Source organism: Achromobacter sp. HZ34 (genome assembly GCF_002209485.1).
Lineage (GTDB): Bacteria > Pseudomonadota > Gammaproteobacteria > Burkholderiales > Burkholderiaceae_B > Bordetella_C.
Window position 1 is genome coordinate 202,988 of sequence record NZ_NJIX01000007.1, and the last position, 10,921, is coordinate 213,908.

Sequence of the window (10,921 nt, forward strand, 5' to 3'; positions counted from 1 at the left end):
TCCAGTGAATGGTGGCAACCGCATGCCCTTGCCCAAGGCAGGGGCGCCCCGTCCGCCGCTGCAGCGGCGAGCCGGGGCAAGCGGCAGGATTTGCGGCCAACGTCGATGCGGACGAAACTGCTGCGGTTGCGCCTGTTGTTTCTCCCGCGACCGTGGACGTGGAATAATCAGGGGCTTGAGGTCTTCCCGCAGTCGGAGTGTTTCCGCAGTCGGGCCACGGCGCGCCGCGCCAGGCCGGGCTGCGTATTCCCGGATGCGGCGCCAATCTTGCCCACCTTGTTTCACGTACAAATACGAGCGCGATGAAAACTGTTCAACACCGATGGATGGCAGCCGCGGGCGCGGTCTGCCTGGCCGTGACGGCGCAATCATTCGCTGCCGATGCCAAGGCCCCTGAAGCCAAGCCGGCCAGCAACTACGTCATCGCCAAGGCCGGTACGCTTGAAGTCCAGCGTGGCGAAGTCGAAAACATGCTCAATTCGCTGCCGCCGCAGGCGCGCGCGGAGATCAAGGCGAATCGCCCCGCGGCTGAACGCCTGGTCCGTTCGCAACTGGCCGACAAGGCCGTGCTGCAGCAGGCGCAGACGCAGAACTGGGCGCAGCGTCCCGAGGTCAAGGCGCAGATCGATGCGGCCACCAAGGAGATCGTGTTCCGCAGCTACCTGGCTTCGGTCAGTGCCGTACCGGCCGACTATCCGTCGGACAAGGAGCTGCAGGCCGTCTATGACCAGACCAAGGGCCAGATGGTCAAGCCGGCGCAGTACCGCGTCGCGCAGATCTTCATCCCCGCGCCGGCCAATGACGCCAAGGCTGTCGCGGAGGCCCGCAAGAGCGCGGCCGACATCGCCAAGGAAGCGCAGAACCCCAAGGCGAATTTCACCGCGCTGATGAAGAAGTATTCGAAGGATCCTTCGGCGCAGGCGGGTGGCGATACCGGCCTGATTCCGCTGGGCCAGCTGCTGCCGGAAATGCGTCCGGTGGTTGGCAAGCTGAAGAAGGGCGATGTGTCGGCGCCGGTCCAATCGGGGCAGGGTTTTCATGTCCTGAAGCTGGTGGACATGACGCCGCAAGGCACGCCGACCCTGGCCGAAGTGCGCGACAGCCTGCGTAATGCCATGCGGCAGAAGCGTCAGCAGGATACCGCGGCGGCGTATCTGCAGGGCTTGCTGAACAACCAGACCGTGACGGTCGATGGCCCCGCGTTGAATGCGGTGGTGGATTCGGTGATCAGGTAAGCGACCACGACCAGCACCCCAGCCGCTCAAGAAAAAGGACCGACGCCATATTGGTTGCCGGTCCTTTTTCAATTCCACGCATCGATGGCGGTTGCAGCAGCGTTGTCCCTCAATCGTCGCCCGACGAACGCCCCACGGCCTGCTCGATACAGGCAATCAATTCCGTATCGGCAAAAGGCTTCTGCAGAAAACAGGCCGCGCCGACTTCCTGCGCGCGCTCGGCATAACCTTCCTGCAGGTGGGCCGTCATGAACACGATGGGCATGGCGAACCCGCGCTTGCGCAGCGACTGGCATAAATCAAAACCGCTGACGCCCGGCATGCGTACATCCGTCACGACGCAGTCCAGCGTACCGGCCTGGGTGTCATTCAACAGCGCCTGGCCGCCGTCGTACAGACGTACGTCCAGGTCGATGGAGCGCAGCAGGCGGCCCAGCGCCATCCGCACCGATGCATCGTCGTCCACGATGGCGATGATGGGGGCAGCGGCGCGGGGGGATGCGGTCATGACTTGTCGGTCGGTTGTGTATCGGTCTTGGGGGCGGCAGCGACGCCCGTGATCTTCGTCACGCATTCTTTATGAAACCAGGAAAGCGTAACGGGCTCGCCGTTCAGCAATCGCCGTGCCGGCGGTACCACCTGTTCGCCGATCAACATCCCCAGCAGTCCGATCAACGCAATCACGGGCGGTGCGGGTGAGCGCACGTTCAACAAGGCATAAATAATACCGACCAAAATACCGGTCGCGAGCGAAACGATATAAAGCTTCATGAGATTTCCTTGAGTGTCGTAATAAGTGGATCGGATATCAAAGCGGCAGTTTCACGCCGATCAGATGCTGCACTTGCGGCGGCGCAGCGCCGCGCTGGAACCGCAGCAACTCGCGCTGCAGATCGGCGTCGGCGTTATGAACCCGGCGATGCTGGCGCATGTGCTCGGCCCAGGATTCGACCAGGAACCACTCGACCAGGCGTTCCGGATCGTTCGGGTCATCCATCACGCTCCAGTTGAACGCGCCATCGCGCAAGCGTTCTTCCGACAAACGCCGGATCGTCCGCAGGAAGTCCTGCCGATCGGCGCGTGCCACGCGATATTCGATCTGGATCAGGACAGGACCGCGATCGTCTTCGACCGGCACCGCCATCCGCGGATCGGGCCAGGCCTGCGACGGCGCCAGGTCTTCCTCTCCTTGCGGCAGGCGGACACGGTGTGCCAGCAGCGAACTCACCAGCAGGAACACGGCCGCGGCCAGCAACCCCTGGGGCACGCCCAGGTGCTGCGCGACCGCGCCCCACAGCAGGCTGCCTGCCGCCAGCGCACCGTTGAACACCATCTGGTAAACGGCCAGCGCGCGTCCACGCACCCAGTCCGGCAGGATGGCCTGGGCCGCGCCACCCAAGGTGGTCAGCGCGGCTATCCATGCCACGCCCAGCAGCAGGAACAGCGGCAAGGCCAGCACCAGCGGGGGCGCCAGGCTCAGCAAGCCCATGGCCACGGCGGTGGCGGCCGCTGCCGCCAGCAACAACCTGTCCGCGTTCAGCCAGACTTGCAGACGGGGCAGCAGCAGTGCGCCGATGATGGCGCCGCCACCGACCATGCCTAGCAGCAGGCCATACAGCCCCGCGCCGCCGGCGAATACCTGGCGCGCCACCAGCGGCAACAGAGCCCAGATGGCGCTGCCCGAAATGAAGTACACCGTCGCGCGAAACAGGACGACGTGCAGCTTGCTGTGCGCACGGGTGTAGCGCAGGCCCGCGCGCAGGGCACCAAAGAAATGTTCGCGCAGGGGATCGCTGGTACGTGGCGCCCGTTTCCACCAGACCAGCGCGCCGATCACCAGGATGTAGCTGACGAAGTCCACCGCATACGTTGCCGCCGCGCCGAAGGCGGCCAGCAGCAAGCCGCCCGTGGCGGGACCGATGGCGCGAGCGATGTTCACGCCCAGGCCATTGAGCGCGACCGCGCTGCGCAGTTCCGGACGCGGCACCAGTTCCGGCACGATGGACTGCCAGGTCGGTCCCATCATGGCCGCGCCGATGCCGCCCACGAAAGCCATCGCGATGAGAATCTCGATGGTGAGCGCGCCGCGCCAGGCCAGCACCATCAAGGTGCCGCTGACCAGGCCCAGCGCGATCTGGATCACGATGAGGAAGCGGCGGCGGTCCAGGATGTCGGACAGCACGCCGGCGGGTATCGCCAGCAGAAAAACGGGCAGGGTGGTGGCGGCCTGTATCGCCGCCACCGCGGTCGGCGAGTTCGACAGGTCCGTGGCCAGCCAGGCGTTGGCGACGTCGCGCATGAAGCTGCCGACGTTGCCGAGGATGGTGGCCACCCACAGCACGGCGAAGGTGGCGTGGGCGAGCGGCGCGAAAGGCTTGGCCTGCGCCGGCGGCGTGGCTGGCGTGGACGGGGGCAGGGCGGGCGATGTCATGCGCGGCGCCTCGGCCAGCTGGCGACCGCTACCAGCAGCCACGCGCCGGTCAGCGCCAGATGTTCATAGAAACTGTTGGCCTGCGCGAAGCGGGCTTCGGGCGGAGCCGACCAGTAGCGGTTGGCGATGAAGGTGGCCATCAGGGTGAAGGCGCCCAGGGCCAGCGCCCCCAGGCTGCGTCCGCGATTCGACAGCACCAGCACCGACGCGCCCAGCTCCAGCGCGATGGTGCCGGCGGCCATGACCGTGGTCCACAGCCCCGAGGACGCCAGGCCGAAATGCTGGATCTCGGCCAAGGCGCTGTTGAAGTCGGTCAACTTGACCAGGCCGCCCTGCAGGTAAGGCGCGCACAGCAGCAGCAGGCCCAGCCACCACAGCGGTCGGCGATCGGCGGGAGAACCCGCCGTCGGCAACTCGGATATCACGGTCATGGTTCTCTCCAGGATCTTCAGGTACAGGCTTCAGAACGCCCAGCAGGAGCAGCCCAGCGCGCCCCAGAAGGTGCTTTCCTCGGAGGTGGGTGCCTGCGTGGCCCATGCGTTCGCATGCGAGTGCTTGTGCACACCGCAGGCGCTGTCGCACGCGCACACCGGCATCATCTTGGCGCTGCTCAGGTTGGCACGTGCCTGGTAGCCGCCCACATGGCGCACCGGCGACCAGTCGGGCATGGCCGGGGCCAGTTCCGGCGACAGATCGTCGTAGTCGCCTTCGCCATAGACCACCTTGCCACCCAGCACGGTCAGCACCGCGGTGATGTCCTGGATTTCATCGCCGGGGACGTGGAAGTAGTCGGCCGACAGCACCGCCAGGTCGGCCAGTTGACCCACCTTGATCTGGCCTTTCTTGCCGACTTCGGACGAGAACCAGGTATTGGCTTCGGTCCACAGGCGCAAGGCGGTCTCGCGGTCCATGACGTTGGCCTGGGGATAGAGCTGCGTGCCGCCGACCGTCTTGCCAGTGGTCAGCCAGTACAGCGATACCCACGGGTTATAGGAGGCGACACGGGTGGCGTCGGTGCCGGCACCGACCTTGACGCCGCGTTCCAGCATCTTGCGGATGGGCGGCGTGGCCTCGGCGGCGCGCGAGCCGTAGCGCTCGACGAAGTATTCGCCCTGGTAGGCCATGCGATGCTGCACGGCGATGCCGCCGCCTAGCGCGGCGATACGGTCGATGTTGCGGTCGGTGATGGTTTCGGCGTGGTCGAAGAACCAGTTCAGGCCTTCGAAGGGAACGTCGCGGGCCACTTTCTCGTACACGTCCAGCGCACGCGAGATGGTCTGGTCATAGGTCGCGTGCAAGCGCCACGGCCAGCGCTTCTCGGCCAGCAGGCGGATCACCGGCTCCAGGTCGGCTTCCATCGAAGGCGCCATGTCGGGCCGTTCGACGCGGAAGTCCTCGAAGTCGGCCGCGGTGTACACCAGCATTTCGCCCGCGCCGTTGTGACGGTACAGGTCGTCGCCCTGGCCGGGCTTGACCTTTTCCGACCAGTTCTTGAAGTCGGCCAGTTCTTCCTTGGGTTTCTGGGTGAACAGGTTGTAGGCCAGGCGCACCGTCAGGTTGCCTTCCTTGTGCAGCTCTTCGATGATGTTGTAGTCATCGGGGTAGTTCTGGTAGCCGCCGCCGGCGTCGATCACGCCGGTCACGCCCAGGCGGTTGACCTCGCGCATGAAATGGCGCGTAGAGTTTTTCTGATATTCGGCCGGCAGCTTGGGGCCCTTGGCCAGGGTGGCGTACAGGATGGTGGCATTGGGCTTGGCCAGCAGCAGGCCGGTCGGGTTGCCCTGCGCGTCGCGCACGATTTCGCCGCCCGGCGGGTTGGGTGTGTCCTTGCCGTAGCCGACCACGCGCAGCGCGGCTGCGTTCAGGATCGCGCGGTCGTACAGATGCAGGATGAACACGGGAGTGTCCGGCGCCACGGCATTGATCTCTTCGATCGTGGGCAGGCGCTTTTCGGCGAACTGGTGCTCCGTGAAGCCGCCTACCACGCGTACCCATTGCGGCGCCGGGGTACGGTCCACCTGGTCCTTGAGCATGCGCATGGCGTCGGCCAGCGAACGCACGCCGTCCCAGCGCAATTCCATGTTGTAGTTCAAGCCACCGCGGATGATGTGCATATGGCTGTCGATCAGGCCGGGAATGGCGCGACGGCCCTGCAGGTCGACGACGCGCGTGCCGGCACCGGCCAGCCGCATGATGTCGTCGCGTTCACCGATGGCGGTGAAGCGGCCGTCATGGATGGCGACGGCGTCGGCTTGCGGGCAGCTGCGATCCAGCGTGGTGAATTTGCCGTTGACGAAGATGAGATCGGGCGTGGTGGTGGCGTTCATGGCAGGGTTCTCTAGGTAGGATGGCCGCTGGGGGGGACGCGCGGCGGTGCTTCAACGGGCATGCGCCCAGCGTTTTCATACAGCTGGGCGCATGCCTTGAAGCGACGATTTTCCGTCAGCTCAACGCTTCAGGAAAGCAAGCAGTTCAGCATTGATCTGGTCGGCGTGGGTGACGCACATACCGTGCGGCGCGCCCTCGATGACCTTCAGCGTGGCCTTCTTGACGATCTTGGCCGACAGGCGGCCGGAGTCGTCGATGGGCACGATCTGGTCGTCGGAGCCATGCAGCACCAGCGTCGGCACGTCGATCTTTTCCAGGTCCGGCGTGTAGTCGACTTCGGAGAACTCGCGCACGCACAGGTACTGGCCCAGCGCGCTGCCGGTCAGGCCTTGCGACCAGAAGGCGTCGATGGTGCCCTTTTCCGGCTTGGCATTGGGGCGGTTGAAACCGAAGAAGGGGATGGCCAGTTCCTGGTAGAACTTGGAACGGTTGTCGGCCACGCCCTTGCGGATGCCGTCGAACACTTCCTTGGGCAGGCCGCCGGGGTTCTTGTCGGTCTTGATCATGATGGGGGGCACCGCGCCGATCAGTACGGCAGCGGCGACACGCTTGGTGCCGTGGCGGCCGATGTAGTGCGCGACTTCGCCGCCGCCGGTGGAATGGCCGACCAGCGTGGCGTCCTTCAGGTCCAGGGCTTCGATGACCGCGGCCAGGTCGTCGGCGTAGGTGTCCATGTCATTGCCCTGGGCGGGTTGGTCCGAGCGGCCGTGGCCGCGGCGATCGTGGGCGATGACGCGGAAGCCGTTCTGCACCAGGAACAGCATCTGGTTGTCCCAGGCGTCCGAGTTCAGCGGCCAGCCGTGGGAGAACACGACGGGGCGGCCCTTGCCCCAGTCCTTGAAGAAAATGCGGGTGCCGTCCTTGGTGACGACGTAGTTGGTGCCTTGCCGGCCGTCATGCTTGCCGCCATGGGTGGGCGCGGCAGCGCGCTTGTCGGCGGCTTGGGCGGTGCTGCCGATGGCGGTGGCGGCGACGGCGCCGACCGAGGTGGCGCCGGCGACCAGCATCTTGCGGCGGCTGGTGCTGAGGTCTTGAGTCTGGGCTTCGGTATTCATCGTGGATTTCTTCGTTTTGTTGTAAGAGAGAGGAATAGGGGGCTACGCCCCCTAAGCCCCCGCGTTGCAATAGCTGAAGGGGCTCCGCCCCTACAACTCCCCGCAATGGCGAGAGTTGTTGAAGGCTGCGCCTTACAGCCATCGGGTACGGTGGGAGGCTGTAGAAGGCTGTCCCTACAGGACCCTGATAGTGCGGGGGGCTTAGGGGGGCACCCCCCTAAAAAACCTATCCCGCGCGTTAGCGCGGGGCGCCTATCAGCGGGCGATCACGGGCGCGTGGACGGGGGCCAGCGCTTCGTGGGTCGTAGCCGTACGTTGCTTGGCGTCGTGCACCATCGTGTACGCGTAATCGACGCCCATGCCGTAAGCACCCGAGTGCTCCTTGGCAATCGCCATCACGGCGTCGTAGCTGTCCCGACGAGCCCAGTCGCGCTGCCATTCCAGCAGCACTTGCTGCCAGGTCACCGGCACCACGCCAGCCTGCACCATGCGCTGCATGGCGTAGTCGTGCGCTTCCTTGGTGGTGCCGCCGGAAGCGTCGGCCACCATGTAGATTTCATAGTCGCCTTCCAGCATGGCGCACAGGGCGAACGTGGTGTTGCAGACCTCCGTCCACAGACCGGCCACGACCACCTTCTTGCGCTTGTTGGCGGCCAGGGCGTCGCGCACCTTCTGGTCGTCCCAGGAATTCATCGACGTGCGTTCCAGCACTTTCTGCTCGGGGAACACGTCCAGCAGTTCAGGGAAGGTGTAGCCGGAAAACGACGTGGTCTCGACGGTGGTGATGGTGGTCGGGACATTGAACACGCGGGCAGCCTTGGCCAGGCCCACCACGTTGTTCTTCAGCGTCTGGCGGTCCATCGACTGCACGCCGAAGGCCATCTGCGGTTGCTGATCGATGAAGATGAGTTGGCTGTTCTGCGGGGTCAGCACTTCGAGCTTGGGATTGGACATGGCACGATTCCTGTAGGAAGAGAATAGGGCGGCGCGCGGGTGACGCGCGATGCCGCCGCTTCAAGGGACTTCGACGCGCGTGGCGACGCGACCGCAGCTAGACTAGATGGCCCAGGCGTTGCCGACCATTGTTCGATGGTATTAACGGCAAGGGAGACGGCGCCGCCATCCAGGTGCCTTCTGCCATACCGGCGTCATATGCGCATGGCTGGCGCCGCGGCTTCCATAGCTACCATTCATAGGTTCATGTCGTATTTACGTCTGGGACGCATCATCCAAAGGTATAGGTACGGCCCTGGCGCGCGCCGCGTGCCGGCTTATATAATCGGCGGCTATTGGAGAGAACACCCTGACGTCCGCCACCCTCGAACCCTTGGATCCGGTTGCCATCGACGATGCGGTAGTGCTGGTCGTCGATGACGATGCCGCGCTACGGCACGCACTGGGCAGCCTGTTCCGCTCCGTCGGGTTTACCGTGCGCCTGCATGCCTCGGCGGCTGAACTGCTGGACGACCCGGTACTGGACGCTCCACCGCTGAATTCCGCCCTGCCCGACGTCGCCTGCTGCCTGCTGCTGGACGTGCGCCTGCGCGGCGCCAGCGGCCTGGACCTGCAGGCGCGGCTGGCTCAGCTGGGCGTGGAGATTCCCATCATCTTCATGACCGGCCACGGTGACATCGCCATGACCGTCACCGCCATGAAGGCGGGAGCCGTCGACTTCATCACCAAGCCTTTCCGCGACCAGGACCTGCTCGACGCCGTCACGGCGGCGTTGGAAAAGGACCGCCAGCGCCGCCTGGGGTCACGCCGGCTCAATGAAATCCGCGCCTGCTATCAGACGCTCAGCCCGCGCGAGGCCGAAGTCATGGGCCTGGCGGTGCGCGGCCTGCTCAACAAGCAGATCGCCGGCGAGATCGGCATCAGCGAAGTCACGGTCAAGATCCACCGCGGCCAGGCCATGCGCAAGATGAAAGCCCGCACCTTCGCCGACCTGGTGCTGATGGCCCAGCAACTGGGCGTGCACGCCGCCGCCTGAAGCAAACTCCGCGCATCTTCCGTATTCACGGCTTGGCCGACGCTGTCGGAACGACTCCAAGATAAAAAAGGGAATTTCTAAAGAAATTCCTTTTTCCCTGGCGCATTCAGGCGCCGCAGCGAAGTCAATTCCCTCAAACGCGCCGCCTGTCGCGCATCAACACATAGACCGTCACCGACGCCACCAGGCTGACCACCCCCGCCACCAGGAATGCCCTGGCGAACCCGGCGCCGTAGCTGTCCCGTGCCAACGCGGTCAGCGTCTCATGCAGCGTCGCGGGGTACATCGCCAGTGCCCGCGCCAGGTCTCCCGCGGCGATGGTATCGGCGAAGCCGGGCGTGCCGCTTATCCCCACATGCAGCATGCTGTCGCGCAGCGCCGCCTGCACGCCCCCGGCCAGTACCGCTCCCAGGCTGGCGAACCCCAGCAGGATGCCGGAGAAGCGCGCCGTGGTGCTGATGCCCGACGCCATGCCGGCGCGGTGGCGCGGCACCGTGCCCATGATGGCTTTCTGCGTTTCGCCGTTGAGCAGTCCACCGCCACTGCCCAGCACCGCCATGGCAAGGATCAACAGCGCCGGGCTGTGATGCCCGGCGGCCACCATCATGGCCAGGTTGCCGAGGGCGACGATGGCCAGCCCCAAGGCCAATATCTGGTAGGAGCGCAGCCGCGTGGCCAGACGCCGGCCTACCTGCGGCAACACCAGCATGGCGAGGGCGAACGGCAGCATGCTCACGCCTGCCAGCAGTGCCGTCTTGCCCCGTGCATTCTGCAGGAACAGCGGCAGCAGCGACGCCATGACCTGCGCCGACGCGGCATACGCCAGCATGGCAATCACGGCACCGACGAAGGCCGGCGCCGCGAACAAGGACAGGTCGAGCATTGGATGCCTGCCACGCCGCTCGACCTGGCTGAAGCCGAGGAACAGGACCAGGCCCGCGCCGAGACGCAGCAGGAAGCCGGCACTTCCCCATCCTTGTACCGGCCCGACGATCAACGCCCATGTGAATGCAAACATGCCGCCGGCGAACAGGACGATGCCGGCGAAGTCCAGGGGCCGTGGCGTCGGATCGCGCGACTCGTCGATGACGCCGGCGACCGCCAGGGCGAGGGCGGCGCAGATCGGTACATTGATGTGGAAGGCCCAGCGCCAGCCCAGCAGCGCATTGATGGCGCCGCCGATCAAGGGCGCCAGTACCATCGTCAGGCCCATGATGGCGCCCCAGATTGCCCAGGCCCGGGCTCGCGCACTTTCTTCGTGGAAGGCATGGCCGATGATGGCCAGGGCCGGCGCCAGCAGGAAGGCGGCGCCGACACCCTGCGCACCGCGCGCCAGGTAGAGCGCCGTCGCGGTGGGCGCCAGGCCGCAGGCGCAGGACGCCAGCGCGAACAGCACGATGCCGCACAGGAACACGCGCTTGCGGCCATACCGGTCGGCGATCGATCCCGCCGGCAGGAGCAGGGCCGAGAAGCACAGCACGTAAGTGCTGATCACCCATTCGATGTCGGCGAATGATGCGTTGAGATCGCGTGCGATGGTCGGCAGGACGATGCCGACCACATTCGTGTCGAGCACGGTCATCGCGCAACCCAGCGCGCCGACCAGCAGTACGGCCGTCCGGCCGTGGGTCCGTCGGGAAGCGAGGTGGGCGCTCATGTTGGGGCGATGGTTGGAATCATGGAGTCATTGAAGCACCACGGATAATTTGGTTCAATATAACGAAACGGGATAATTATTAGTTTTCAGATAATTATTTACGCCGACTTCGATACATCAACGCCGGACGGCGCGCCACCGGGCGCGCTTCCTCTCGGGCAGCAA

Annotated in this window: 10 protein-coding genes; 2 read left to right on the forward strand and 8 right to left on the reverse strand. The window is 65.4% G+C overall.

Features of this window, described 5'->3' with window-relative positions; translation table 11 throughout:
- Positions 1–302: 302 nt before the first annotated feature.
- Positions 303–1,235, forward strand: coding sequence for a peptidylprolyl isomerase (locus CEY05_RS25295; RefSeq protein WP_088600047.1), 933 nt, complete (start codon positions 303–305; stop codon positions 1,233–1,235).
- 109 nt (positions 1,236–1,344) lie between these two features.
- On the opposite strand, the gene CEY05_RS25300 is transcribed toward CEY05_RS25295, so the two are convergent.
- The 7 genes from CEY05_RS25300 to CEY05_RS25330 all read right to left on the reverse strand — a co-directional run bounded on the left by CEY05_RS25300 (position 1,345) and on the right by CEY05_RS25330 (position 8,063).
- Positions 1,345–1,743 (reverse strand): response regulator, encoded by a 399-nt coding sequence (locus CEY05_RS25300; protein ID WP_088600048.1) that lies wholly within the window; start codon positions 1,741–1,743, stop codon positions 1,345–1,347.
- Complete coding sequence (locus tag CEY05_RS25305; protein WP_088600049.1) at positions 1,740–2,006, reverse strand: XapX domain-containing protein; 267 nt, start codon at positions 2,004–2,006, stop codon at positions 1,740–1,742. Before CEY05_RS25305 ends, CEY05_RS25300 begins: the two co-directional genes overlap by 4 nt.
- Positions 2,007–2,043: 37 nt before the next feature.
- Positions 2,044–3,666, reverse strand: a complete 1,623-nt coding sequence (locus CEY05_RS25310; RefSeq protein ID WP_088600050.1) for an MFS transporter — start codon at positions 3,664–3,666, stop codon at positions 2,044–2,046.
- A complete protein-coding gene (locus CEY05_RS25315; RefSeq protein WP_088600051.1) occupies positions 3,663–4,097 on the reverse strand; it encodes a DoxX family protein in 435 nt (144 codons plus the stop codon). Before CEY05_RS25315 ends, CEY05_RS25310 begins: the two co-directional genes overlap by 4 nt.
- Before the next feature lie 30 nt (positions 4,098–4,127).
- A complete protein-coding gene (locus CEY05_RS25320) occupies positions 4,128–5,993 on the reverse strand; it encodes an amidohydrolase (RefSeq protein ID WP_088600052.1) in 1,866 nt (621 codons plus the stop codon).
- 120 nt (positions 5,994–6,113) lie between these two features.
- Positions 6,114–7,109, reverse strand: a complete 996-nt coding sequence (locus tag CEY05_RS25325) for an alpha/beta fold hydrolase (RefSeq protein WP_088600053.1) — start codon at positions 7,107–7,109, stop codon at positions 6,114–6,116.
- A 255-nt stretch (positions 7,110–7,364) separates the two neighbouring features.
- Positions 7,365–8,063 carry a hydrolase gene (locus tag CEY05_RS25330; protein WP_088600054.1) on the reverse strand — a complete coding sequence of 233 codons (699 nt, stop codon included), beginning with the start codon at positions 8,061–8,063 and terminating at the stop codon, positions 7,365–7,367.
- 349 nt (positions 8,064–8,412) lie between these two features.
- On the opposite strand from CEY05_RS25330, the gene CEY05_RS25335 reads away from it, so the two are divergent.
- Positions 8,413–9,099, forward strand: coding sequence for a response regulator transcription factor (locus CEY05_RS25335; RefSeq protein ID WP_088600055.1), 687 nt, complete (start codon positions 8,413–8,415; stop codon positions 9,097–9,099).
- Positions 9,100–9,232: 133 nt separating this feature from the next.
- Here the strand turns inward: CEY05_RS25335 and CEY05_RS25340 are convergent, their stop codons facing one another.
- Entirely contained in the window at positions 9,233–10,756 is a 1,524-nt protein-coding gene (locus CEY05_RS25340; protein WP_088600056.1) for an MFS transporter, read from the reverse strand.
- Positions 10,757–10,921 lie beyond the last annotated feature (165 nt).

Bases quoted from the DNA above. Each gene is read 5' to 3' on its own strand.
- CEY05_RS25295 (WP_088600047.1), top strand. From the start codon at position 303: ATGAAAACTGTTCAACACCGATGGATGGCAGCCGCGGGCGCGGTCTGC.
- CEY05_RS25300 (WP_088600048.1), bottom strand. From the start codon at position 1,743: ATGACCGCATCCCCCCGCGCCGCTGCCCCCATCATCGCCATCGTGGAC.
- CEY05_RS25305 (WP_088600049.1), bottom strand. From the start codon at position 2,006: ATGAAGCTTTATATCGTTTCGCTCGCGACCGGTATTTTGGTCGGTATT.
- CEY05_RS25310 (WP_088600050.1), bottom strand. From the start codon at position 3,666: ATGACATCGCCCGCCCTGCCCCCGTCCACGCCAGCCACGCCGCCGGCG.
- CEY05_RS25315 (WP_088600051.1), bottom strand. From the start codon at position 4,097: ATGACCGTGATATCCGAGTTGCCGACGGCGGGTTCTCCCGCCGATCGC.
- CEY05_RS25320 (WP_088600052.1), bottom strand. From the start codon at position 5,993: ATGAACGCCACCACCACGCCCGATCTCATCTTCGTCAACGGCAAATTC.
- CEY05_RS25325 (WP_088600053.1), bottom strand. From the start codon at position 7,109: ATGAATACCGAAGCCCAGACTCAAGACCTCAGCACCAGCCGCCGCAAG.
- CEY05_RS25330 (WP_088600054.1), bottom strand. From the start codon at position 8,063: ATGTCCAATCCCAAGCTCGAAGTGCTGACCCCGCAGAACAGCCAACTC.
- CEY05_RS25340 (WP_088600056.1), bottom strand. From the start codon at position 10,756: ATGAGCGCCCACCTCGCTTCCCGACGGACCCACGGCCGGACGGCCGTA.